Annotated in this window: 21 protein-coding genes; 11 read left to right on the plus strand and 10 right to left on the minus strand. The window is 49.3% G+C overall.

The genetic code is table 11. From position 1 onward, the window contains the following. Position 1: 1 nt before the first annotated feature. Positions 2 to 415 (plus strand): endonuclease domain-containing protein, encoded by a 414-nt coding sequence (locus GS601_RS09220; RefSeq protein ID WP_162422971.1) that lies wholly within the window; start codon positions 2 to 4, stop codon positions 413 to 415. A 66-nt stretch (positions 416 to 481) separates the two neighbouring features. Here GS601_RS09220 and GS601_RS09225 read toward each other — a convergent pair whose 3' ends face one another. Then, positions 482 to 3,070, minus strand: coding sequence for a TonB-dependent siderophore receptor (locus tag GS601_RS09225; RefSeq protein WP_202924976.1), 2,589 nt, complete (start codon positions 3,068 to 3,070; stop codon positions 482 to 484). A gap of 194 nt (positions 3,071 to 3,264) precedes the next feature. Here GS601_RS09225 and GS601_RS09230 point away from each other — a divergent pair, with 194 nt between their 5' ends. Then, complete coding sequence (locus tag GS601_RS09230) at positions 3,265 to 4,140, plus strand: DUF4351 domain-containing protein (protein WP_162422972.1); 876 nt, start codon at positions 3,265 to 3,267, stop codon at positions 4,138 to 4,140. 4 nt (positions 4,141 to 4,144) lie between these two features. Here the strand turns inward: GS601_RS09230 and GS601_RS09235 are convergent, their stop codons facing one another. The 6 genes from GS601_RS09235 to GS601_RS09260 form a co-directional block, all read right to left on the minus strand. Continuing rightward, positions 4,145 to 5,131, minus strand: a complete 987-nt coding sequence (locus tag GS601_RS09235; RefSeq protein ID WP_162422973.1) for a helix-turn-helix transcriptional regulator — start codon at positions 5,129 to 5,131, stop codon at positions 4,145 to 4,147. A 67-nt stretch (positions 5,132 to 5,198) separates the two neighbouring features. Beyond that, positions 5,199 to 7,004 (minus strand): ABC transporter ATP-binding protein, encoded by a 1,806-nt coding sequence (locus tag GS601_RS09240; protein WP_162422974.1) that lies wholly within the window; start codon positions 7,002 to 7,004, stop codon positions 5,199 to 5,201. 268 nt (positions 7,005 to 7,272) lie between these two features. Then, the gene (locus GS601_RS09245) at positions 7,273 to 8,004 is read right to left on the minus strand and encodes a hypothetical protein (protein ID WP_162422975.1); all 732 of its coding nucleotides are present in this window, start codon (positions 8,002 to 8,004) and stop codon (positions 7,273 to 7,275) included. Between the two features lie 325 nt (positions 8,005 to 8,329). Further along, positions 8,330 to 10,168, minus strand: a complete 1,839-nt coding sequence (locus tag GS601_RS09250) for a glycoside hydrolase family 10-like protein (protein ID WP_162422976.1) — start codon at positions 10,166 to 10,168, stop codon at positions 8,330 to 8,332. Positions 10,169 to 10,338: 170 nt separating this feature from the next. After that, a complete protein-coding gene (locus tag GS601_RS09255; RefSeq protein WP_162422977.1) occupies positions 10,339 to 11,121 on the minus strand; it encodes a CsgG/HfaB family protein in 783 nt (260 codons plus the stop codon). A 142-nt stretch (positions 11,122 to 11,263) separates the two neighbouring features. Beyond that, entirely contained in the window at positions 11,264 to 11,608 is a 345-nt protein-coding gene (locus GS601_RS09260; RefSeq protein ID WP_162422978.1) for a translation initiation factor, read from the minus strand. Positions 11,609 to 11,841: 233 nt separating this feature from the next. Here GS601_RS09260 and GS601_RS09265 point away from each other — a divergent pair, with 233 nt between their 5' ends. Both GS601_RS09265 and GS601_RS09270 read left to right on the plus strand, forming a co-directional pair. Then, the gene (locus GS601_RS09265) at positions 11,842 to 12,249 is read left to right on the plus strand and encodes a hypothetical protein (RefSeq protein ID WP_162422979.1); all 408 of its coding nucleotides are present in this window, start codon (positions 11,842 to 11,844) and stop codon (positions 12,247 to 12,249) included. A 4-nt stretch (positions 12,250 to 12,253) separates the two neighbouring features. Continuing rightward, on the plus strand, positions 12,254 to 13,519 hold the full coding sequence (locus tag GS601_RS09270) for a glutamate-5-semialdehyde dehydrogenase (protein ID WP_162422980.1): 1,266 nt from the start codon (positions 12,254 to 12,256) through the stop codon (positions 13,517 to 13,519). A gap of 119 nt (positions 13,520 to 13,638) precedes the next feature. Here GS601_RS09270 and GS601_RS09275 read toward each other — a convergent pair whose 3' ends face one another. Continuing rightward, the gene (locus tag GS601_RS09275; RefSeq protein WP_162422981.1) at positions 13,639 to 14,469 is read right to left on the minus strand and encodes an acyl-CoA desaturase; all 831 of its coding nucleotides are present in this window, start codon (positions 14,467 to 14,469) and stop codon (positions 13,639 to 13,641) included. 273 nt (positions 14,470 to 14,742) lie between these two features. Between GS601_RS09275 and GS601_RS09280 the strand changes: the two genes are divergently transcribed. Continuing rightward, a complete protein-coding gene (locus GS601_RS09280) occupies positions 14,743 to 15,972 on the plus strand; it encodes a methionine gamma-lyase family protein (protein WP_162422982.1) in 1,230 nt (409 codons plus the stop codon). Positions 15,973 to 15,999: 27 nt separating this feature from the next. Here the strand turns inward: GS601_RS09280 and GS601_RS22870 are convergent, their stop codons facing one another. Continuing rightward, positions 16,000 to 16,374, minus strand: a complete 375-nt coding sequence (locus tag GS601_RS22870) for a hypothetical protein (RefSeq protein ID WP_202924977.1) — start codon at positions 16,372 to 16,374, stop codon at positions 16,000 to 16,002. A gap of 371 nt (positions 16,375 to 16,745) precedes the next feature. On the opposite strand from GS601_RS22870, the gene GS601_RS09290 reads away from it, so the two are divergent. The 4 genes from GS601_RS09290 (at position 16,746) to GS601_RS09305 (ending at position 19,526) form a co-directional block, all read left to right on the plus strand. Next, positions 16,746 to 16,943 (plus strand): RNA-binding S4 domain-containing protein, encoded by a 198-nt coding sequence (locus GS601_RS09290; protein WP_162422983.1) that lies wholly within the window; start codon positions 16,746 to 16,748, stop codon positions 16,941 to 16,943. A gap of 89 nt (positions 16,944 to 17,032) precedes the next feature. After that, positions 17,033 to 17,881 carry an MBL fold metallo-hydrolase gene (locus tag GS601_RS09295; RefSeq protein WP_338016999.1) on the plus strand — a complete coding sequence of 283 codons (849 nt, stop codon included), beginning with the start codon at positions 17,033 to 17,035 and terminating at the stop codon, positions 17,879 to 17,881. An 8-nt stretch (positions 17,882 to 17,889) separates the two neighbouring features. After that, positions 17,890 to 18,189, plus strand: coding sequence for a 4a-hydroxytetrahydrobiopterin dehydratase (locus tag GS601_RS09300; protein WP_162422984.1), 300 nt, complete (start codon positions 17,890 to 17,892; stop codon positions 18,187 to 18,189). Between the two features lie 329 nt (positions 18,190 to 18,518). Continuing rightward, a complete protein-coding gene (locus tag GS601_RS09305; RefSeq protein ID WP_162422985.1) occupies positions 18,519 to 19,526 on the plus strand; it encodes a helix-turn-helix domain-containing protein in 1,008 nt (335 codons plus the stop codon). Positions 19,527 to 19,566: 40 nt separating this feature from the next. On the opposite strand, the gene GS601_RS09310 is transcribed toward GS601_RS09305, so the two are convergent. Next, complete coding sequence (locus GS601_RS09310; RefSeq protein WP_162422986.1) at positions 19,567 to 20,703, minus strand: fatty acid desaturase family protein; 1,137 nt, start codon at positions 20,701 to 20,703, stop codon at positions 19,567 to 19,569. Between the two features lie 158 nt (positions 20,704 to 20,861). On the opposite strand from GS601_RS09310, the gene GS601_RS09315 reads away from it, so the two are divergent. Both GS601_RS09315 and GS601_RS09320 read left to right on the plus strand, forming a co-directional pair. Then, positions 20,862 to 22,016: an SAM-dependent methyltransferase gene (locus GS601_RS09315; RefSeq protein WP_162422987.1), complete on the plus strand. Its 1,155-nt coding sequence runs from the start codon at positions 20,862 to 20,864 to the stop codon at positions 22,014 to 22,016. A 165-nt stretch (positions 22,017 to 22,181) separates the two neighbouring features. Beyond that, positions 22,182 to 22,898, plus strand: coding sequence for an MBL fold metallo-hydrolase (locus GS601_RS09320; protein WP_162422988.1), 717 nt, complete (start codon positions 22,182 to 22,184; stop codon positions 22,896 to 22,898). Positions 22,899 to 22,946 lie beyond the last annotated feature (48 nt).

The raw sequence follows: 22,946 nt of genomic DNA on the forward strand, positions 1-22,946 counted from the left end.
CATGCCTGACCACAACAGTTTTATCAACACAAACTTTCACCTACCCTACAATTCAAAACTGGTTTCTAGAGCAAAAGAACTCCGGCAAAACCCAACGCCTGCTGAACAGAAACTATGGCGAGACTATCTCAGAACATTTCCTTTTCGAGTCTTGCGGCAAAGACCGATCGCTCATTTTATTGTGGATTTTTACTGTGCTGCATTGAAATTGGTAATTGAGGTGGATGGAGACAGTCATTTTACTGAAGATGGAAAACAATACGATTGGGAACGAACACAAGTTTTGACAGGATATGGATTAACGGTGATTCGGTTTACGAATGAGGAAGTGATGACGCAGTTTGAGGGTGTGTGTGGGAGTCTGGAGGGGTTGATCCCCCCTAACCCCCTTGAGATCCCCCCTAGCCCCCCTTGAAAAGGGGGGGACTGGAGCGGCTTCAAAGTCCCCCTTTTTAAGGGGGATTTAGGGGGATCGAGGGGATCAAAACTGCCACGAAATCGTGCCCTGCACCGCAAAAGGTTCACCGTAAAAAATACTCCCCCTACCATAGGAACTTTCAAAATAGGTGATATTGAACAGATTTCTGAAATTGACGGCGGCGCGGAACCGATCGCGCTGGTAATAAAGCGCGGCATCCGTCCGCAGGTAGCTGGGTAGCTCGTAGCTGGTGTCGAAAAAGCCCGGTCGCTCTCCCACATAGAACAAGCCCACGCCCACACCAAACCCTTGCAGAACACCGCTCTGAAACTCATACTTCGTCCACAGGTTGAAGGAATTTTGAGGTACATTGCCCAAGCCACTACCCACAGGAATTGAGTTGTCATTGGTGGCGGTGACTTCAGCATCGATGTAGGCATAGCCCACAATGATGCTCCATCCCGGCAAGATTTCGCCTCCAAGGGTCAGGTCGAACCCCCGACTGCGTTGCTCACCCACTTGAATCGAAAAACGATCAGGGGGAACACCGGGTCTGGTGTCAGGCGTCAAAACATTGGAGCGGGTGAGGTTGTAAAAAGCCAGCGTTGCCGATAGTTGGTCGTTCAAATCTGCCTTGACTCCCACTTCATACTGGGTGCCGCGCTCTGGTTGGAATTGGTTCCCCTCAAAATCGGTGCCACCGTTTGGGAGGAAGGAGCGAGCGTAGCTGGCATAAAGCGAAATGGGTGGAATGGGTTGATAGACGATACCAACACGCGGGGAAAAGGCATTGCTTGACTCGGTTGATTCTGTATCGGCGAGATTATCTTTGGTTGTTTGCCTGAAGAGATCAAACTGCCCGCCCAGGAGCAGCTTGAGATTGGGAGCCAGCGTCACCAGGTCTTGAACATACACTCCTAATGAGTCTGTTAAAAGGTCAACATCAAAATCGAGGGTAAGAGGTCCGGTTGGCTGCCCATACACGGGGTTGAACACGTCAATGGGGGAGGCAGTTCCTATGAAACCTCTCCCTGCAGTGGCAGTGTAACCACCACCGTCGAGTCGATTCAGATCGACTCCAAAGAGGAGCTGATGGTCAATTGAACCGGTTGAAAATTCGCCAGTCAGGTAGGTTTGTAGCCCATAGGATTGCCTGTCTTCACTGCCGTCAAACCGTGTCCGATTAATGGTTCGCTGATCTGGATTCAGTCCAATACCCAAATTTTGGACTACCAATGAACTTTCAGTTTCAAAGAACGATGCCCGAAAGACATTTTGGATCGACCAGTTGTCGCTGAACTGATGCTCTAACCGATAGCCAACTCTGCTCAGGGTGCTATTTACATAACTTTCTGCCGTATTCCGATTGCGCGGGATGCGACCATTGGGGTTGGGTAGCACTGTGCCTTCGATCGGCAGACCAAAGAAAAATGAATCGGCTGTGTCTATGTATTCGCCTTCCAAGGTTAAGCGGGTGTGATCGCCCAGCGCCAAACTGATGACCGGTGAAATAAAGAACTGACTCTCGTCAAACCGATCAACAAAAGCATTTCTGTCCTGATAGGCAACATTGAGACGATACAACACCGTCCTTGAGTCGTTCAACGGTCCAGACAAATCGATCGCGCCTCGATAGAAGTCAAAGCTGCCAATCGTGGCATTAACCGCATAAAAGGGATCGCGCAGGGGCTGTTTGGTCACGACGTTAACAGCGCCACCGGGAGAGTTGCGACCGAAGAGCACGGAAGCTGGACCACTGAGCACCTCGACTCGCTCGATGTTGGCGAAATCAACACCGGTGTCAGGTCGATCCTGATCTCTTACCCCATTCCTGAGAACCCGGCTCTCAAAGCCCCGCAAAGTAACTTGTTGATCCCTATCTGTGATGGAAGAGCCTCCTTGACTCGCCCCAGCGACATTGCGAGTGGCATCTTGTAAGCGGGTGACGTTTTGATCGCGCAGTACCTCCTGTGGTACGACCTGAATCGTTTGGGGAATGTCGCGCAAAGGTGTGTCGGTGCGGGTGCCCACGCTGGTATTCGGGACGCGGTAGCCACCACGTTCTCCCGTCACCACAATTTCCTCATCCGGCTCATCGGCTTCTGGGTTAAGGCTGTATGCCAGTCCTCCAGCCTTCAGTGTCACCTCCGTCTGCGGCAGCGCATTATTTCCCGCCACACTGACGCGAATATTTCCCGCCTGCTGCTCCACCCGCACATTCGCCACATCTGCCGTCGGGTTCTCCGCTACAAACGGCTGTCCTTGGGGTAACGCCAGCGTCGCATTGGGAATCTCGGCAATCAGGCTATTCCCTTCGGTGCGAAACTTGGTGGCATCAATGGTGAGCGGCTTCCCCTCCGCCGTTTCCAGCACAATATCGAGTCCCGCTTCGGTGCGTTCCAGTTTCACTCCCGTCACTTGCACCTGTGCCGCTTCCACCTGCGCCATCCACTCTTTCACCGTCGTTGCAGGTCGATTGCTCCGCAAGCTTCCAGAGGAATCGCGCTCTTGCGATCGAGATACCTGTGGGGTAACTTCTGCCGCGATCGCTCCAGTTGCTGCGATTAGCGCAAAGCGCAACTCCGTAGGAACCAACATTCCCACCAGCGAAACCGTCACCGCCAATCCGCCCACTTGCCAAAGTTTCATCATCGTCCTCACACCGTTGCACACACTTGAGAATTAATATCAAGACATATACCAACTTTACTGAGGTCAAGAAAAGCAAAAATAACGCGAGACGGAATTATTTTTGAACGCTAGACGGTATTTCTGCGTCCAAAATGCTGACTCATTGGAGTAAAAAAGCGATTAAACTGAACATTCTCTGATGCACCGTAAATTTGATGAGTTTTGATACTACTTGTCGGCGGCTGACTGAAATCTTTCCCGAAGACTTTGCAAGCTGGCTGCTCGGCTATCGCGTTCCGCTCACCGAACTGAGTCCGACTGAATTGTCGATCGAGCCAATCAGAGCCGATCGTGTCATTCTGCTGCAAGGGCAAAACGAAATTGTTCATATCGAGTTCCAAACCGATCCGAAAGATGATGTACCAATGCGATTGGCAGATTATCGCCTGCGTCTGCATCGTAGATTCCCAAACAAGACGATTCACCAGGTCGTGATCTATCTACGAGAAACCAACTCAGAGCGCGTGTATCAGAACTATTTCGAGATTGCGGGGATGTATGCGGAATTCAACGTGATTCGGATTTGGGAAGTGCCTGCTGAGGAGTTAATGACGTTTCCGGGCTTGTTGCCGTTCGTGGGACTCAGCCGCAGCAACAATCCCATTCAAACCTTACGCCGAGCCGTGCGAGAAATTCAGCGCATCGAAGATGAGTCCCAACAGCATGAAGCAATGGCAGCGACTTATGTGTTGTCTGGGCTAAAATTTGAAGCAGCAGTCCTTTCACAAGTGATTAGGAGAGATATCATGCGCGAGTCTGTCACGTACCAATTGATTTTAGAAGAAGGACGCGAAGAGGGACGGGAACAAGGGCTTGAGCAAGGATTGGAACAAGGGCAGAGATTGGAAGCGATCGCCCTCACCACTCGCCAATTAACCCGCCGACTCCGACAAGAACTTTCTGAAGAGATGCGATCGCGCCTCTCAACTCTTCCGCTCCCCATTCTCGAAAATCTGAGCGAAGCACTCCTCGATTTCACAGAGCTATCTGACTTAGAAAATTGGTTAGCAGCCCACAACCCAGCACAATGAGCAATTACAGATCGTCGAATTGCTGCTGATATTGTTTTGGGTTCTGACCAAACTTCTTACGAAATGCCGTTGCAAAGTAACTCCGATTTCGCAACCCCACTGCCATCATCGCCTCCGACACCTGCATCGTTCCCCGCTCCAACATTTGCCGCGCCTGCTCTAGTCGGTACTCCAACAGATAATCAAACACCGTCATCCCAAACTCTTGCTTAAAGCCTTTTTTCAACGTGCTTTCATTCAGTTGAGCTTGTTGGGCTAACTGCTCCAATGTTAGCGGTTGATGCAGGTTTTGCAGCAGTAACTCTCTGGCGTAATACAGTCGATCGCGCGTTCCTGCCTGCATCCGTTTTGTCACAGGCAAACTTCCATGAATCGCTTGCTCCTGCTCTAGCACTAAACTTACAAACTCCAACGCTTTCCCTTCCAGAAACATCCGCTTGTGCCATCCCTGAAACGGACAGCGCAAAATCTCCCACAACACGCGCTCGATCGCTGGATTCAGCTTTCCCACTCGCGCATAGCTCTGTTGTTCTACCGGACGAATCAAATGCTGAAACATCTCTGGTAATTGTCCAGATTCATCTCGAACAAACGATCGTAGTAGCTCAGATGACATAAATAGCGTGACTTCCAATGCTCGCTGCTCTGGTGCATCCAAGACATCTTTGAGCCTGAGTCCGCTGCCTCTAATGTTGAACTCGCGATCTCCCATCATCGTTTGTCCATCTTCATGCTTGCCCCAGAGATGAAAGTGAAACTGCACAAAATCAATTGGCGTTTCGGCTCTGTAGATTAGCAACTGCTTCTTCAGACGCATATCACAGATTTCGAGCGTCATGCCGTCGCGTAGATCAATCCATCGCAAATAACCTTGGGCGATCGCGCTAGGATAGTGCCACGTCACATCCAACGCATCCATCGGATCAAGTTGTACGCTTGCATCAATTTTTTGCTGAAAGTCGTGCAAATCTAACTCAGAAATGGAAATCATAACGTTTGTGCTGATTATTGCAACACTTTATCATTAAAAGAATTCTCATTTCAAAGTGTAGTTTTTGCTACAATACTCCAGCCTGAACGCGCCAAAGATTTGCATAGATACCGTTTTGGTCTAGTAACTGCTCGTGTGTTCCTGACTCAACAAATTGCCCCTGTTCCATAACATAGATACAATCGACCTGGCGAATCGTGGAAAGCCGATGCGCGATCGCAATGGTCGTCCGATTCTGAGTAATCCGGGAGAGCGATCGCTGAATCGCCGCTTCTGTCTCATTGTCAACTGCTGAAGTTGCTTCGTCTAAGATCAGAATTGGTGGATTTTTGATAATTGCTCTGGCGATCGCAAGTCGCTGTCGTTGACCTCCTGATAGTTTCTGCCCGCGTTCTCCAACAATTGTTTGATATCCTTCTGGCAAATGTTCAATAAACTTGTGTGCTTCTGCTACTTTTGCAGCCATAATGATGTCTTGCTCAGTTGCGTCAAATGTCCCATAAGCAATATTTTCTGCAACCGTGCCGTGAAACAAGAACACATCTTGGCTGACTAAGCCTATGGTGCGCCGCAGATCCTGTAAATTTAGGTCGCGGATATCAACATTGTCGATTGTAATCTTGCCTGAATCGACCTCGTAAAACCGCAGCAATAGCTTAACCAGGGTGCTTTTTCCTGAACCTGTTGCACCCACGATCGCCGTGGTTTTCCCGGCTGGAATGTGCAGCGATAAATTCGTTAAAACAGGACTACGGCTGGGATAAGCAAAGCTGACATATCCGAAGTTCACCTCACCTCGAACAGTTTCGGTTCCTTCGGAGTTGCGTTTAGGGCTTAGCGCAATTTTTCCTGACTGGATCTGAATCGGAGTATCTAACAAATCCATAATTCGCTTTGTCGATGCCATTGCGCGTTGGTAGGAATCAAAAATCTCACCCAAATCTACCAACGACCATAACAATTGCTGCACCAAAATCAGAGCAATGCTATAACTTGCGATCGACAGTCGCCCCGAAAATGCTGCAAGTCCACCCAATACTAGTAGCGTTGTAAATCCAATTAACACCAAAATCCGAATCAGCGGAATGAATGCCGCCGAGAATCGAATTGCTTTAGCATTGCTCCGACGATAAGCATTACTTTCTGCTTTTAAGCGATCGCGCTCATATCGCTCAGCCGTAAAGCTTTTAATCGTAATAATTCCACTAATGTTATTTTCTAATCTGGTATTGAGATCTCCAACCTGCTCACGCACCCGATCGTAACGAGGTTCTAGTAAACGTTGGTAACGTAAAGAACCTAAAAGGATAAAGGGCATCGGTAACATTGAAGCGATCGCAATCTCGATAGGCAACACTAAAAATGCCCCGATCATCAGAATGATGACTGCGCTCGCAATTTGAATAATGTGATTCGCGATCGTATTTAGAAAATGCTCTAATTGATTGATGTCATCACTGAGAATTGCGATCAAACCACCTGTCGTTTGTTCTTCAAAGTAGGCGGCTTCTAATTCTTGTAGATGAGTATAAGCATCTAACCGCAAATCATGCTGCATATCCTGAGCTAGATTGCGCCAGAGCAGATCATAGCCATAGTTTGAAAGGGATTCGAGACCCCAAATCAGGACAGTAATCAATGCAAGTAAAAAGAACTGATGTATAACATTAGAAATGCCGAATTGAGATAAAAAAGAATTTTGCTGTTTGAGCAATACATCGATCGCGGCTCCCATGAGTGCAGGAGGGGCAAGATCCATCAACGTATTCACAATTGAACAGACTGTCGCTTGCCAAATCTGCGATCGATATCGTTGCCCATAGTTCAACAACCGGAATAAGGGTGCTTTGGAGTTTCGCTTGAAAGTTGGCATGGGGCAGTTCCTTGGGAGTTGCGATTAACGTCGATCGCAAAAGTATTCCCTCGTTAGATTACCGAGTCTTGACACATCGCAAAAGCCCATTTTGGCGGTTAGCGGAACTTTTTTTGAATGCTAGACGGACTTTCTTGGTCTTTGAAATAGAAACAACTCGAATTGGTCTAAAACGGACGCGACTGCACTCCGGTTGGAACAGGTATTTCTTATTCATCTCCTCGGATGCTTACAACATAAGCAGGCTGACCTTTTAGGGAACCGGGCGTCAACTCGTAAAAACCGTTCCTCGCTGATCGAAAGATGCCGCCGCAATCCGAACGTAAGCAGAGATCCACCTGAACAGAGTAGCCGTTTTGAAGGGAATCGGAACTTTGCTAAACAAAATAACAGCAAACAGACTGCCAGATGGCAACATGCCTCCAAAGCCCAAAACCGACTGAACTTGATAAGGAATTACAAATTCTCTTTGAGCCGGAATGTACGGACTTCCTACCGCTTCAGCAACGTAAAAGACGTTAAACGCCTTGTGTGCCACTGTTGTGATCAACGTTGGAGTTGTGTCGATCACAGTACTGATGTCCAAACCAAACTGCTGAATGAGTTGCGAAATCATGGGAGCACGATTTACAAAGTCTTGATCAATGAGCGGAATTGCCTGATGCCCCATCGATTCTTGCCTAAGATTCCACTGAGGCTCGTCCCCTGCTGTGGCAAGCAACGTTAGACATTTAGTCGCTCGACGAATCGAACGACCCTTTAATATTGCCTGAGCCTCTTCTTGAAGCTCTTGACCCAGATCTCCATAGGGATGAGTTTTGAAAAAACGAACAAGAGCACACGCTGGTTTGCCAGTACGTTGATCAATCAAATTTTCATAGAGATAACGGGTGATTCGACCCGCCGTTTCTTCCATGCTTTCAGACCTCTCATCCAGGTTGCGAAGTTTGACTGCACAGCGACGCATATCCTCTTCAGTGAATGTTGCTAGATTGTACATGGGTTGCCTACTAGTAGCGAGTTACACCTTGCTTGGCTATCCCATAGTCCAACTATTAGTGGCTGTCTCAGGACATTTTTGCTATGAATATCTCAAAGAGTCGTAACCTTAGTCAGTAACGTTCTACACCTAGTAGATGGTCAAGGTTAAGGCGATGGGTGCATGAGTGGAGGGGTCGATGAGTGGAGGGGTCGATGGGCTGGATTACTGATCGACCCATCCACCCATCGGCTCTCTAACCCATCCCCTCCTAGTCCCTCATTTCAACTTTGACAGACTACTAGTTAGCCGACGACACTGTGGACTGACGACACTACAGGCTGTTCTATAACTTAGCTCGCTCAAGTTTAGACAGAAACAGAGTCTGCCACCCTGCTTTTCGGGTCTCAACAGGTTCGGGGGAGTTATTCCATAACGTTTCGTAGAAGAAGAACGACATTCCGGCATAGCCGCGATCGCGCACGGCTTGCACCTGACGCCGCAGTTCATCCATCGGTCTGGGCGTGCTAGATAAGCCGCTCAAAATTCCGATCGCGGTGGGGATGCGATCGCGGGCTTGTTTGAGTTCTGGATGGGTGGCAGGCTCGATGCGATCGACAAATTTTTGACCTTGAAAATAAATTTGAGGAATGAGTTCTTCAATCAGCCCATCTTGTTCCCATTTGTGCCAATCGACCAACGCTCGCTCGTAGGCATAGGGCAGATCCAGGGGAGACAGCCCGATAATTACCTTCGGCTTCTGGGATTTCACGCTCTGGAAGACTTGCTTTAAGACCTCTTCGATTTTGTTCGATCGCCAGCGCAGCCACTCTGCCCACTGCGGATCTTTTGCTAAAAATTCTGGACACGCATCTTTCATACCGGCTTTCTCGCACCGAGCTAGATCGTATCTCGGTGGCGATTTGCCGTTGTGTTCTTGCTGATAAAGCTTCACCGTAAAATCGTCGTAGCCAAACTCGATAGGCAAGCCAAAATGGTCATCAAACTGCACTCCATCGACGTCGTAGTTTGTGACAACTTCTGTGACCAAATCCACCATAAACGTCTGCACTTCGGGCTTAAACGGGTTAAACCAAATCGGAACTTGGCGACCGTCCAAGCTTCTAGGATCACCATCAGCAGAGCCATCTTGCTTGGTTGTCCACCAGTCTTTATGCTTTTGAGCCAGTTCCGATTCTTTGGGCGCAAAAAAGCCAAACTCAAACCATGGAATCACCGCCATGCCTTTGTCGTGCCCTTCGGTGACGATCTGGTTGAGCATGTCTCGCTCTCGCAACCCTGCCGCGATCGCACGGGGGTCAACCTCAACCCCAAGGTCTTGCTTCATCACCTGGCTAGGGTAGAGGGTGTATCCCCAATTCCACACGACCGGATAGAGCGTGTTGAAATTTAAGCGAGACAGTTCAGAAACAGCATTGCTGAGTTTAGATGCATTGAATAATACATCGCTATCAATGTTGGTTAGCCAAACGCCACGAATCTCACGTTTGGCAACCGCAGAAGGAATGTATTGCGAGGAAACTAATCCTGCGGTTTCGGGCAAGGCACGGCAGACAAACGCCGCCACCTCTCCCCGGCTGGCAGGTTTCATCGGCTCTAACCGTTGCGTCGTCGGATAGTTGACGACCAGCCCCTTTTGCGTGGCAGATGCGATCGCACTCACGGCATAGGGTGGGATCGCCCCTGCATCTCCGTAAGTTTTCAGCATATCTACGGCTTGCGTCGGTTCAATCTTTAACCCATTGGCTAAGGCAGTTAACGCTTGCGCTCGAATAATGGTGAGATTGGGCTGAAAGGTTTGATTGGGAAACCCTGAAAAAAAGTTGGCGCGGTAGGCTTTCTCGATCGCATCGGCTGCCCAATAGGTTGCGGGTACGTCTTGAAATGAAATCGCTGGACGCGAAGGCGAACCGACGATCGTGGGAAAAGCCTTCACTGCGATCGCGGCAAATTGTGCCCGTGTCACTGCATCATCGGGGCGAAAGCGCCCATCGGGAAATCCACCAATCACATTGCGTTGCGCCAAGGCTTCGATGCAAGGTCGCGCCCAGTGCGTTTGAATATCAGTAAATCGAGATTGAGCCGTCACCACTTGGATGGAGAACACACTGATGAAGGCCAGTAAAAAAAGGCAGGTGATGCGGAAAAAGCGAGAAAGCTGCATTGTGAAATGCTCCGACGGTTAGATCGTCTCTGAGGTCTTCAGTACTTTCTCATTAGAATGCGAATAGAAGTGAATTTGTTCAGATGTCTTAAAAAGAACGCCCTGATCGGGGGATCAAGACGCTGTTGTAATCGCTAAGAGCTAACTATGCTTTTGTCTCAATGCAACTATTAATCTAACTCCAAAACGCCTCGCGTTCCTTCACGGCGTTTTTGATCCTTTGCGTCAAATTTTGCGATGCAAGCCCCCTTTTCAACCATGACGCAACCCAAGTAATCAGTCGCTTCAACTAACGCCGCCCGGAGAGCTTTACCCACAGGTGCGCGCTTAGTTTCGTTGCGATCGCCGCCCAAACTCACCCCTCTGATACTGATTCCTGCATCTGCACCTTTCGATTCGGAGGTAGCACGCCCTTCGATCGTGCGAGCATGAACCACTTCTCCAGTGGTCGAATTCACCACACGCAAATCCACGGCAATGTAAGCTTGCTGCTTTGCTTGGCGTGCCCCTCCACCAATGCGAATGCCGCCAAGATTGATGCCGCCAACTCTGCCGCCAGTCGATTCGTCCGAAACCCCTTCCTCATAGGACGTCACTTGACCCAAGACAATATACTGCGATCCGGTAATCTGACCTTTCTTAGCTTCAGTTCCTGGGCGGACTAATCCAAGCTGAGCCAATTCTTGTTCTGAGAGAACGGCTCCAAGCTTCTGACGCTCAACGACACTAAATTTTCCAGTTGCAGTCAATTCATTACTGAGTGCATCTGCCAACTCTCGCGCAGTTCCATTTCCCCACCACCACCAACTCGTTTGATTCTTGAATTCTGGAATTGAGATAGTCGGTTTGGATTGTGCAAATGCAGCAACTCCAGCGCTGAGGCTCAACCCCAACGCCATAACAATAGCAGCAGCATTAAGGCTGAGTGCGCGAAAATTTGATGAAATCTTCATATGGTGTAATTCATTGCCAGTGGTACGGAAGTTTTAGATAGCCACCCTGATCAATAAAACACATAGTCCTACGTAAGTAGCCTATCATTACTATTCGTTCAAAATTATATAGAGAATGTGTAAAATTGACCGATTTATCGAATCATCCCTTACCACCGCTAATTTTTGCTTTGTAACCTAACCCCACCAAAATCTGCAACAGCTTCTGAGCATGGTCGCCCTGAATCTCGATCGCATTTTCTTTAGCCGTTCCACCCGTTCCGCACTGTGCCTTTAGCTTTTTTGTCAATTCTGTGAGTGCCTCGGCACTGTGCTGAAACCCAGTCACAACCGTTACGGTTTTTCCGCCTCGCCCTTTGCGCGACACTTGAATTCTCACCTCCTGCTGGTTGGGGGGAAGATCGGGCACAGCCCGCTCTGTTGCAGGAGTTTCCCCAAACTCAGACCACACTTTTCGCTCTTGTCCTGGTTTTGATTGCTTAGCCATATTAAGAATTGCAAAATGTTACAAACTGCACTCACAATGTCAAGTGAATCTTAAGGCAGGGTCAGTCTTCTAGGCGAGAGTGATAAGATTTTGATCATCACGAGTTGAGCAGGGTGAGGACGATCGTTTTACCGGTTTAGACCGCGCTGTGGCAGCCCCTGCGGTTAGCGGTTTTGCTCTATTCCATCTTTTTGCTCTATTTCATCTAAAGAACTCTGGTTCCCGTATTACTTGTGCAGACACAGAAGCCAAACAAGATCGAATTTAACACTGATTACCCGTGTCCCTGTCGGCGGCGCGGGCGCTTGACCCCGATCACCCTGACCGAAGCCTTTGGCTGCACTCGCTGTCAGCAAATTTTTGTGGTTGAAGACAGTGGCTATGTGATTGAGCAGTTGTCTACGACCTATCCCTACAAGCGATCGTGGCGATGGACGGGGCATCAGTGGAATGTCGTCCATCCTGGCTTGGGAGATAGCTACTTACCTTTGGCATTGGGGATATTACTGGTATTACTCAGCATTTGGCTACCCGTAGCGCTCCATTCTCCCTCCGGAGCGCATATAATTTTGTGGGCGATCGTGGCGTTAGTGTTGGCGATCTTGCCCGCACTGATGGTTTGGTTAGCTTATCGACGGTAGCCTGATGACTGAAGAATCTTTGGGGGGAGCGATTGACCCGTTGGCAGCCGTCCGAGAGGCTCATGCTGTCTCGTGGGATGTAGCAAAAATCAATGGGCTTACTCGCAGCCGTGCGGTGCAAACAATGGCACAGGTGCTTAAGAGCCAGCAAAATGAGATTTTAGAAGCGAACACCTTAGATTTGGAAATTAGCCGCGAAATGGCGGTTCCAGACCTGTTGCTAGATTGGCTAAAACTGACGCCAGAGCGGTTGCACAATGCTGTCCAGATTCTAGAGCGCTTGAGTGAGCTACCAGATCCCATTGGTCGAGTCATGAGCGGCAATTTTCAAGTCGATCAGGGTCAAACCTATTCGCAGTTGATGCCGTTGGGGGTGATTGCCCTCGTGTATGAGGCGTTTCCTGAACTCGGTGCGATCGCAGCGGGTTTGTGCATCAAAGCGGGAAATTGTCTCGTGCTCAAGGGTGGCAGTGAGGCGAGTCATTCCAATAGCGTGATTACTGACGCCTTGAGGAATGCCTTAGACGATGCAGGCATCCCGATCTCAAGTCTACAACTCCTCCCCACTGAGCAGGGCACCTCGGTGCGCGAGTTGATTACCCAAGATCGCTATCTCAACCTTGTGATCCCCTACGGTAGACCCAGTTTGGTTCAACAAGTAGTGCGGCAAGCCACTGCCCCAGTGCTGCGATCGGCGATGGGAAATTGCTACTTGTATTGGTCGTCGTCTGGCAGCTTAGACATGGCGCGGTGGATGATTCTCGACAGTCATCAGAGCGATCCCGATCCGGTCAATGCGATCGAGAAAGTCTTGATTCACCGACAGCAAAATCCGTCCACGGTGATGAGGTTGTGGAATAGTCTGCGCGAAAAGGGGTTTCAGCTTCGAGGCGATGCAGAACTGGTGCAAGAATTTCCAGAACTTGGGCTGGCTGAAGACTCGGAGTGGTCGCAGGCGTATCTCAACCGCGCCATTAGTTTCAAAGCGATCGATGGGTTAGAACCTGCGATCGATTGGATCAATCAGCACAGTAGCGGTCATGCAGACGGTCTGGCAACAGAGTCTTATCAAGAAAGTCGGCGGTTTGCGCTGGGGGTTTATAGCGCTTCGACCTATATCAATGCCTCACCCCGGTTTTATCGCAATCCAAAGCGAGGAGATGCTATTTTCTTGGGCATGTCGAACCAAAAGGGGCATCGTCGGGGGTTGATCGGGCTAGAAACCCTAACAACGGTAAAGCATATTATTCAGGGGATAGGACAGGTATAGCCAGGGCTGAGGAGGGTATGAGAACGCGGCTGTTCCTCCTAAAATTCTCGAAATAATAAATTCTCGAAATAAAAAGGGGTGCGATCGCACCCCTCTCTCGCTTTATTGAAATGTCTGTCCTACGATTGCGGTTCGGTTTTTTCAACCAATTTCACTTTGGTCACCAAGCCCAACGCCTGCAACGCCTGAATCGTCATCCAGGTCATATCAAATTCCCACCACTTCATCCCGTGACGGGCAGAATATTGATACGCATGGTGATTGTTGTGCCAGCCTTCGCCATAAGTCAGCAGTGCCACCCACCAGCAATTGGTCGAGTTATCACCAGCATCGTAGGTGCGGTAGCCAAATTTGTGAGTGGCGCTGTTGACGAGCCAAGTGCAGTGATAGACCAGCACCAGCCGGGCAAAGACGCCCCACACCACAAACGACCAGCCGCCAATTAAATACAGCACAACCCCCAGCGCCACCTGAATCGGCAGGAAATAGTCATCCAAGAACTTGTAAACCGGATCGTTGGCAATATCTTTCGTAAATTTGGGAATTTCTTGCACTGCCGGAACATCGTGCAGCATCCACTGCATATGGCTCCACCAAAATCCTTTATTGGAATCGTGGTGATCGACAGCTTCATCGGAATGCACATGGTGATGGCGATGTAACCCGACCCACCAAATGGGACCGCCCTGCACCGCTAACGTTCCAAAAAAGACGAGCAGATACTCTAACCATTTTGGAGTCTGAAAACTGCGGTGGCTGACCATGCGATGCCACCCTAAGGTAATTCCTAGCCCGCCGGTGATCCAGTAAAGCGCTAGAGCAACGCCAATGGCTGCCCAACTGAAATTGCTAGGCAGCAGAGCAAACAGCGCCCCTACATGGATCGCTACCATGAACAAAAAGGTAGTCCAATCGAAACTGAGTTGAGTTTTTTGAGTTGCAACAGTCATGAAAGAGTCTCGAAATGCGATAGTGTCCTAGATCTGCGTAATCCATCGGAGCTTGGCTGAGCCAGCCGCACCTCTGCTCGGTAAAGAGTGCCCTATCAAGAGACGAGCAGACGGGGAGAGTATATAATGAACCTCCCGATCCGTTTGCTCCTGAGTGCCAGTTCTGTCTCAACTCGCCGATCGTGCTGGACAGAGATCCCAAAAGGGGCAAAATGGTTCGCACTTCCCACTGTAAACGTTTTTTAACGTTTGTGAACTTTTAGAAGAGGCAGAATGGACGGCTCGACGCTGGTAAAACAAGCAGAACAAGCTCTTTCTGAAACTTTTTCAGAAATTGATGCCCAGGTCAAGAAAAATCTCCATCGAGTGTTGAGTGCTTACCGAAACCATCGCGTCGGAGTCCATCATTTTGCGGGGGTTACGGGCTACGGGCACGATGACTTGGGGCGAGAAGTTTTAGATCGAGTCTTTGCCGAAATTATGGGTGCAGATGCGGCGATCGTCCGGGTGCAATTTGTCTCTGGAACCCATGCGATCGCCGCCGCTTTATACGGCGTTTTGCGTCCTGGTGATGAGCTACTTTCGGTTGCTGGCGCACCTTACGACACCCTTGAAGAAGTGATTGGCATTCGGGGCACTCAGCAAGGCTCTTTGAGAGACTTCGGAATTTCTTATCGACAATTAGAATTAACCTCAGAAGGAATGATCGATTGGCACGCCCTAAAGTCTGCGATCCAGCCCCACACCCGCTTGGTGACTATTCAGCGATCGTGCGGTTATTCGTGGCGACCCAGCTTATCGATCGACGACATTGAGAAAATCGTGTTTTATGTCAAGCAGCAAAATCCCCACACGCTTTGTTTTGTAGACAACTGCTACGGAGAATTTGTCGAGCAGCGCGAACCTACAGCAGTGGGAGCCGATTTGATGGCAGGTTCGCTGATCAAAAATCCGGGAGGAACGATCGTTTCAGCGGGGGGATACATCGCAGGTCGTGCCGATTTGGTTGAGATGGCGGCGTGTCGCTTAACGGCTCCGGGAGTCGGTAGCTTTGGCGGTGCCACGTTTAATCAAAATCGTTTGCTGTTCCAAGGGCTGTTTTTGTCGCCACAGATGGTGGGAGAAGCCAAAAAAGGCAACCACCTGACCGCTTATGTTTTCGATCAACTGGGCTATGGGGTGAATCCGGTTCCGTTTGCGCCGCGCCGGGATGTGATTCAGGCGATTCAATTGGGTTCGCCCGAAAAAATGATTGCCTTCTGCCGCACGATTCAGCAGTATTCGCCGATCGGCTCTTATCTCGATCCGGTTCCGGCAGAAATGCCGGGATACGAAAGCGAACTGGTGATGGCAGGTGGCACGTTTATCGATGGCAGCACCTCAGAATTTTCGGCAGATGGTCCCTTGCGTGAACCCTACGTAGTGTTCTGCCAAGGAGGAACGCACTGGACGCACGTTGCGATCGCTCTAGAAGCCGCGATCGCTGCAATTAGATCCACCTGATGGTTTTGGGTTGCTGAGGATCTTTGTTTAATGCTTGAGAAACTCTAGATCTTCATCTTCCCAGCAGGGCGTAGGCGGCAACCGGGACAAGACCCGCTCAATGTCGTCTTCGACCTCTGCCATGTCGTATCGGTTGAAGAGAAAGGTCAGAGCCGAGAGGTCGCGATCGCGAATCGCAGATGGCGGAACATTGGGATCAAACCGTTGCGACACATACGGTTTACAAACCTTGGGTTTGACGTAATGCCAAGGATCAAAGCACGGTTCTGCTTGATCTAGTTGATCTCGATCAGGTGCGATCGCATGCAACAGATCGACCGCAGCCGCATCAGCCTGAGTGGGCGCTGATTGAGGGGTATCGGCAAGAGAAGATAAACTCTCGCTAGATGAAGCGTCTAGCATGAATAGGCTGCTCCGTGAAATTATGGGGAAGCGATCGCCACCAAGTCAAGCGGCTTTGGAACTAACTGAGACACACTCTAATATTTGTTACCGTAGATCCCCTGAGTTGGTAAAGTCAATAAATTAGCTGATCCATTTAACCATTGCAAGTGAAAACACTTATTTGATCGCCCTACAGCCATATTTTTTGCGGTGCAGCCCTCTCAGTCGGCATGGGTAAAATTGCACAGCTAACGACCCTACCTCTGTGTTTTCTCGCGCTAGTAAGCGACTTGGCTTTGTCTACCGAGATAAAACAATTGTTGCCACAAGTTAGGATCGTGTGACAGCGGGTTAGAGTGAGGGTTGAAGGCTAGATTCAATGCTCAACTATGAATGGCGAAGATACGATTAAGCTCGATCAGTTTCTAAAGTTGGTCGGCATTGCTCAAACCGGAGGACAAGCAAAGTTCCTCATTCAAGATGGCGAAGTCTTGGTGAATGGCAAAGTTGAAACCCAACGCGGACGAAAGCTAGGCAACGGCGATCAGGTGACAACGATGGGGGAAACCTTTGAAGTCAGTTTGTAAAAAGCTTTTTACCTTTTACAATCCTTTACAATGAGGAAGAGCGCCATTAGCAACGAGCGATCGCTGTCGTTAGATTCAGGCATCTCGATATGGATTTGATGTATTTGACGTGGCTAGACAACAATTCTTGGCTGATCGAGCTTTCTGGCAAGCGCATTCTGCTTGACCCTTGGCTGATCGGCGACCTCACCTTTGGCAACCTCACCTGGCTATTTCGAGGATCGCGATCGTGCGATCGCGCCATCCCCGAAAATCTTGATCTGATTCTTCTCTCTCAGGGCATTGAAGATCACGCCCATCCTGAGACCCTGAAACACCTTGATAAGTCTATTCCGGTCGTTGCCTCACCCAGCGCTGCTACTGTGGCTCAATCCCTCGGATTTCTGCACGTAACCGCCCTCTACCACGGTAAAACCTTCACGCTAGATGACCAGATTCAAATCTTGGCAACGGTAGGATCTCTGGTCGGACCAACCACAAAAGAAAATGGTTATCTTCTCACCGCCTTAGGCACAAACACCAAACTCTACTACGAGCCACACGGGTTCCATGATCCCCGGCTCAAAGACCATGCGCCGATCGATGTGGTGATCACTCCGCAAATCGATTTGGCACTGCCGGTTGTGGGTTCTATCATCAAAGGCAAGCAGACCAGCTTGAAACTCGCGCAAGCGCTCAACCCTCAAGTCATGATCCCAACCGCCGCCGGGGGCGACATCACGTTTGAGGGAGTCCTGATGTCAATCCTCAACGTTTTTGGTTCACCCGATCAGTTGCGACACCAGTTAGCACAATCTGATCTCGCAACGCAGGTTATAGAACTGAAACCGGGCATTTCTTACGAAGTAAATCTTACGTCCAGCGACACGTCCAGCGATCGCAGCACACCTTCGGTCACGCCTGCTGCCCTTAGCCCCCATCAGCAACTTCACCCCTAAACCTGCTCATGGCTCTTCCTAAACTCTCCCCCACCGATCTAGAAGCCCAACTCACCCACCTCGACGGTTGGGCAACCCAAAACGACAAGTTGCACAAAGACTTTACGTTTGCCTCGTTTGTCGAAGCCTTCGGATTTATGTCTAGCTTGGCATTGGTTTCAGAATCGATGGGGCATCATCCCGAATGGTTTAATGTCTACAACCGCATCACGATCGATCTCACCACTCACGATGCAGGCGGCATTACTCAACAGGATATCGACTGGGCAACCACAGCCAATAAATTAGCGGCAAAATTGGCGAGCTAATACTAAATTAATCTGTAAATGCTACAGACGTGCGACCTCCCCCAACTCCTCCTCAGTAAAGTGGGGAGCCGGAAAGTCCCTCCTAACCCAAGGGGGATGCCGTAGGCAGGGGAGTCGAAGATCTGTCGCAGTGAAAAATCAATTGGGTATTAGATGTAGATTTCTTGAAATCGTCCAGATCTGCTTAACTCATCCTGAAAACTGAACAATCTAGCGAAAAAAGAACGCCGAGAAATTAGGGGTCAAATTCGCTCGTAACCCGGTCTAGCCAACGTTGCAGGTTGCAAAAAGTTGGCGTTGAGTTGATTGTATTTGTTGAGGATGGGGAGATGTTGGCACAAGATACTGCCTTTTGTTTTGGAGTTTCGAGCAAGACTGGCACCACTGAACCGCCCACTGAAGGATTTAACCTTGAGGGATTTAGGCAGTTGCTCAGTCAGGTCGAAGCGGAGCTATACCGGAGCGATGTGTTTCGAGGCGCGATCGCACGCTTGGAAGAAACGCAAACGGATGAAACCCCAAGTCTACAGTTTTTGTTGAAAAGCGTCGGACGTGAAGCGATTCGCCTAGCCCTGCGGCGAGTGGCGCAGCAGCCAGAACCTGAAGAACCCGCGATCGCTCGGAACTTGGCAGAACCGATCGCAACACGCAAACCGCGCGCCCTCAATTCTCAAGTTCAGACCCCTAGCCTCCCCTCTTCAGACACGTTTTCGTCAGACAAGTTGGATGCCGACCTGCTCAACCTGGTTCCTGGCTGGCGCAAACGCTCCAATCCATCTCAGCAGATCGATCAAGAAGAACAGCAACGGCAACTCGGGTTAACTCAGCTAGGGCAGCAGATTCGTCAGGCACGAGAAGCGCGATCGATGTCTTTAGCAGAATTGCACAGCAAAACGCTAGTGCCGTTGCATCAACTGCAAGCGCTCGAAGTGGGGCACGGCATTCACTTGCCCGAAGATATTTACCTGCGCGGCTTTATTCGTCGGATCGCCAATGCCCTCAATCTTAACGCCGAGGCATTGTTGGATATCGTGCCGACGCCCGATCCGGTAAAAGCGATCTTGCCGTCTTGGTATCATCCTCAAACCAAGTCTTCAGCCATCAGCTTGGGTAATCTATCGCTTTGCCCCGCCCACCTCTATGTGGGATATGCTGCCCTGTTGGTTGGGGGTGTAGCGTGGCTTTCTCACCAGCCTGCACCCGCCCCTCTGCCTAACGCGATCGATTTAACGTCGCCCCGGGTGACAACGCCCCAGCCCAACCTCAAATCTCAGGCGGCACCATCCACGACTCTGGGTGCCAGTGTCAGCGTTGCAGCCCCAGAAACGATGAAGTAGCAACGCTGACATCCCGAAGGCTTTCTACCTCACCTCGACCCTACACCTTGCGGAGTTCTGCAATGGGCGTGGGGTCGATTTTCTGCGCGTTTTGCTCAAGAGGGCAAGGTATCGAGGTTTCACCCGACCAGGTTGTAAAGGTTACGTCATCTCGATAATGCCGAGGCGTTTGCAGAAGCAATTGCCAAGCTGCTTTTGCAGGCAGAACATATCCAGCTTTGGTTGGATAGTGGGTTTGAAGCAGCGTTTGCACAAGCGGATAATAATCGGAATTAATTCCTGGAAAAATGTGATGTTCGGTGTGGTAAGAAAAGTTTAGGTGGAGCAGATCAAACAGCTTGGGCACCTTGATGGAAATGCTATTGGCTAAGGGATCATTCACACTCGTCAGGCGGCACAGCATGTGATTGGTGTAAACATAAAAGATGATGCCTGCATACCCGATGCCAATGGGCAAGAAATAGCTCAGTGCCAGCTTGAGTGGGTGAAATTGTAGGTAGCACAAAATGCTGAGGTGTAAACCGAGAATTCCAAAAAACTCGCTTGCGATCGCGGCTCGTTCTTTGGGGCTAACCCGAAAGGCTGCCGGGACATAGTTCACCGATTCATTGTTAAACAACAGCACAGAGGTGAGGTTCCGAAAGGTATAAATGCCCCAAGCCGTTGCCATGCCCACCGCCAGCCCCAAGGGATGCACGTCTGAAGACGGGGAAAATTGATTTTGAATCCATTTTCCCCATGTGTTGGGTTGCTCATACAAGTAATTGCGATCCGGATCGGCAACCGAGTTTGTGTGAGTGTGATGCTCTCTGTTATGCACTATTTGCCACAGCGTTGGCGGCATCCACAACATTGCCAGCCCCACCAAACTCACGATGCGGCGGAAACGAGGAGCTTTGATGGCGCTACTGTGCATCAGATCGTGAGAGCTAAACAGCAGCACAATCACACTATTTCCCATCAGCAACGCCAAGGGAAAATACAATGGCAGCCAATACCAAGTCCATCGGTCTAAGTAGGATGCGATCGCCCAACCCAGCACCAAAAGTGCCACGTTTATCAGCAAAATTACTATTTTGTTCCGATCGGGCAAAAAGGCTGCTGGTGGTAGCATCGGACGCAGCTTTTTGGCATACTCTGACTGATGCGTTAGCGCTGAATTTTGGATAACATTCATAAGTTTTGTAAGCCGAATAAAGTTTTGTAAGCTAAATATTTGAACTCAATTAGTTAGGATGCTATCTATAATTTGTTTTAAATCTTGAAGAGGGGCTTGGAAAAAATTCTCTTTATAGTAGCGTAATAGTGTTCTGAATGCGAAATGGAGATTCATCTATGACGGCTCCTGTACTGCAAAACTTTGAAAAACGTGCTCCTCAAACCTTTGAAAAACATATTCCGCTCATTGGAGATATCCATCAAAAAAGTGCGATCGCTTATCAAATGACACGGGGGATGACTTCAGCAGTTAATGCGGTTCAAATGGCAGTTGCAGAGTCTTATATTGCTGGGGTAGAAGTGCCTGATTCTGCCTTAAGAGCATTATTTAATACTTGCATGCCGGTCTTTTTTAAGTATTTTCCTTCTCTGCTGGCTCCCTATGAATGGGTCTTAAAAGAAACCGATCATTTGGCAGAAGGGTCGCGGGATTTAATGAAAATTCAGTACGACTTGCCTCAAGAAATGTTAAACCCAATGCTAGGCGATGGAGATGTGATTTATCCCAAATACAGCATGGGGCTATGGCAAAAAGGAGCCGCCAATCTTGAAGAGGCTCAAAAACACATGATTGATGACATGATTGAGAAAATGGACATTCAAGATGGGGATAACATCCTAGATTTTGGGTGCGGCTGGGGCTGTGTTCCCAATTATATTTTGTCCAAATTCCCAAATGTTCGGTTTACAGGGCTTAACTTGAGTCACTGGCAATGTGAATACATGCGTGGCAAAATGCAAGATCCAAAAAGCTTCTTAAGTTCTGATCGATTCACGCTGCATGAAGGGGATCTAAACGACGCCAAGTTTGAGGATAAATTCGACAAAATTTTGTCTGTTGGGGTGTTTTGCCATGTGGGAAATCTTACCAATTCTTTCCGTAAATTGGCTTCGTTTCTAACCGAAAATGGCACCGTTTTTATCCACATCATTACGGTGCGAACGCCCAACAATATCTCCAGTCCATTCACGCACAAATACATCTTTCCCAATGGGCGATATTGGAACTATGATGCGGTTCCTAGCCACAACAAAGACTTAAAAACAGTCAATCGATGGTACATGAATGGGATTAACTACCACAAAACATTTGCAGCTTGGTTAGAAAATTTTGATGCCAATCAGGATCTAGTTAAAGATCTAAACTATGGCACCGACTACGATCGCTTCCGCCGAATTTGGCGCTTTTATCTAATTTGGCTCGGAACTAATTTTGCTGTGTGCGATGGTGAATGTAACGGGAATGGTCAATATCTTATGGTTCGCACATAATCGAGCAATTGCAGTTTTCGCTAGAAGACTCTAGGGATGAATCGCGTTGGGGATGGGGGGAGTCACAAGGCAGAACTTGATCGTTCTTTAAATACCCTCAAGCGGCAGATGAATTGCGATCGCAAGCTGACCACCATACAAGCAGTTTTCAAGTGTTAGTAGATCATGAACACTGCTGAGCTAACACTCCCCCCTGACTCGATTCCTCCCGATTTTCACACCGGCTCAATTTTCTTTGTCGGAACGGCAACGGTCATCCTGCGCTATGCCGGGTTCACTATCCTAACCGACCCCAACTTTTTGCACCGAGGCGATCACGTTCATTTAGGATATGGCTTAAAATCTGAGCGGCGCACAAATCCGGCGATCGACATTGAGCAATTGCCCCCGATCGACTTCGTGCTGCTCTCCCACAAACACGATGATCACTTTGATTGCATTGCCGCCGAAAAGTTGGATCACTCTGTCCCAATCGTCACGACTCACCACGCCAGCAAAGCACTCCGGCGGCTCGGCTTTCAGACCCTCTATCCACTGTCAACATGGGATGCGTTGACCATTCAAAAAGGAGCCACAACCCTCAAGATCACGTCCATGCCCGGACGCCACGGACCCGGTATTTTGGCAAAAGCTTTACCTCCCGTGATGGGCAGCATGTTGGAATTTCAGTCACCCGCGCGAGGAACTCGGTTCTGTCTCTACATCACAGGTGACACCCTGGTTTACGATGAAATCAAAGAAATCCCGAAACGATTTCCTAACATTGATTTAGCTCTGCTGCATCTGGGCGGAACCCAGGTTTTTGGCGTGCTCTTGACTATGGATGCCAAACAAGGTGTTGAAGCGATTCAGATTAACGTGAGTTCGACGAACGGAAGGTAGCGCAAAAAGAAAGCTGAGACTACGTTTGAAAGAGTTGTAAAATTCCTT

It is taken from the genome of Myxacorys almedinensis A (assembly GCF_010091945.1).
Classification (GTDB): domain Bacteria; phylum Cyanobacteriota; class Cyanobacteriia; order Leptolyngbyales; family Leptolyngbyaceae; genus Myxacorys; species Myxacorys almedinensis.

Bases quoted from the DNA above. Each gene is read 5' to 3' on its own strand.
- GS601_RS09320 (WP_162422988.1), top strand. From the start codon at position 22,182: ATGAACACTGCTGAGCTAACACTCCCCCCTGACTCGATTCCTCCCGAT.
- GS601_RS09270 (WP_162422980.1), top strand. From the start codon at position 12,254: ATGACTGAAGAATCTTTGGGGGGAGCGATTGACCCGTTGGCAGCCGTC.
- GS601_RS09220 (WP_162422971.1), top strand. From the start codon at position 2: ATGCCTGACCACAACAGTTTTATCAACACAAACTTTCACCTACCCTAC.
- GS601_RS09290 (WP_162422983.1), top strand. From the start codon at position 16,746: ATGAATGGCGAAGATACGATTAAGCTCGATCAGTTTCTAAAGTTGGTC.
- GS601_RS09300 (WP_162422984.1), top strand. From the start codon at position 17,890: ATGGCTCTTCCTAAACTCTCCCCCACCGATCTAGAAGCCCAACTCACC.
- GS601_RS09230 (WP_162422972.1), top strand. From the start codon at position 3,265: ATGAGTTTTGATACTACTTGTCGGCGGCTGACTGAAATCTTTCCCGAA.
- GS601_RS09305 (WP_162422985.1), top strand. From the start codon at position 18,519: ATGTTGGCACAAGATACTGCCTTTTGTTTTGGAGTTTCGAGCAAGACT.
- GS601_RS09245 (WP_162422975.1), bottom strand. From the start codon at position 8,004: ATGTACAATCTAGCAACATTCACTGAAGAGGATATGCGTCGCTGTGCA.
- GS601_RS09225 (WP_202924976.1), bottom strand. From the start codon at position 3,070: ATGATGAAACTTTGGCAAGTGGGCGGATTGGCGGTGACGGTTTCGCTG.
- GS601_RS09280 (WP_162422982.1), top strand. From the start codon at position 14,743: ATGGACGGCTCGACGCTGGTAAAACAAGCAGAACAAGCTCTTTCTGAA.
- GS601_RS09240 (WP_162422974.1), bottom strand. From the start codon at position 7,004: ATGCCAACTTTCAAGCGAAACTCCAAAGCACCCTTATTCCGGTTGTTG.
- GS601_RS09235 (WP_162422973.1), bottom strand. From the start codon at position 5,131: ATGATTTCCATTTCTGAGTTAGATTTGCACGACTTTCAGCAAAAAATT.
- GS601_RS09310 (WP_162422986.1), bottom strand. From the start codon at position 20,703: ATGAATGTTATCCAAAATTCAGCGCTAACGCATCAGTCAGAGTATGCC.
- GS601_RS09255 (WP_162422977.1), bottom strand. From the start codon at position 11,121: ATGAAGATTTCATCAAATTTTCGCGCACTCAGCCTTAATGCTGCTGCT.
- GS601_RS09295 (WP_338016999.1), top strand. From the start codon at position 17,033: ATGGATTTGATGTATTTGACGTGGCTAGACAACAATTCTTGGCTGATC.
- GS601_RS22870 (WP_202924977.1), bottom strand. From the start codon at position 16,374: ATGCTAGACGCTTCATCTAGCGAGAGTTTATCTTCTCTTGCCGATACC.
- GS601_RS09315 (WP_162422987.1), top strand. From the start codon at position 20,862: ATGACGGCTCCTGTACTGCAAAACTTTGAAAAACGTGCTCCTCAAACC.
- GS601_RS09260 (WP_162422978.1), bottom strand. From the start codon at position 11,608: ATGGCTAAGCAATCAAAACCAGGACAAGAGCGAAAAGTGTGGTCTGAG.
- GS601_RS09250 (WP_162422976.1), bottom strand. From the start codon at position 10,168: ATGCAGCTTTCTCGCTTTTTCCGCATCACCTGCCTTTTTTTACTGGCC.
- GS601_RS09275 (WP_162422981.1), bottom strand. From the start codon at position 14,469: ATGACTGTTGCAACTCAAAAAACTCAACTCAGTTTCGATTGGACTACC.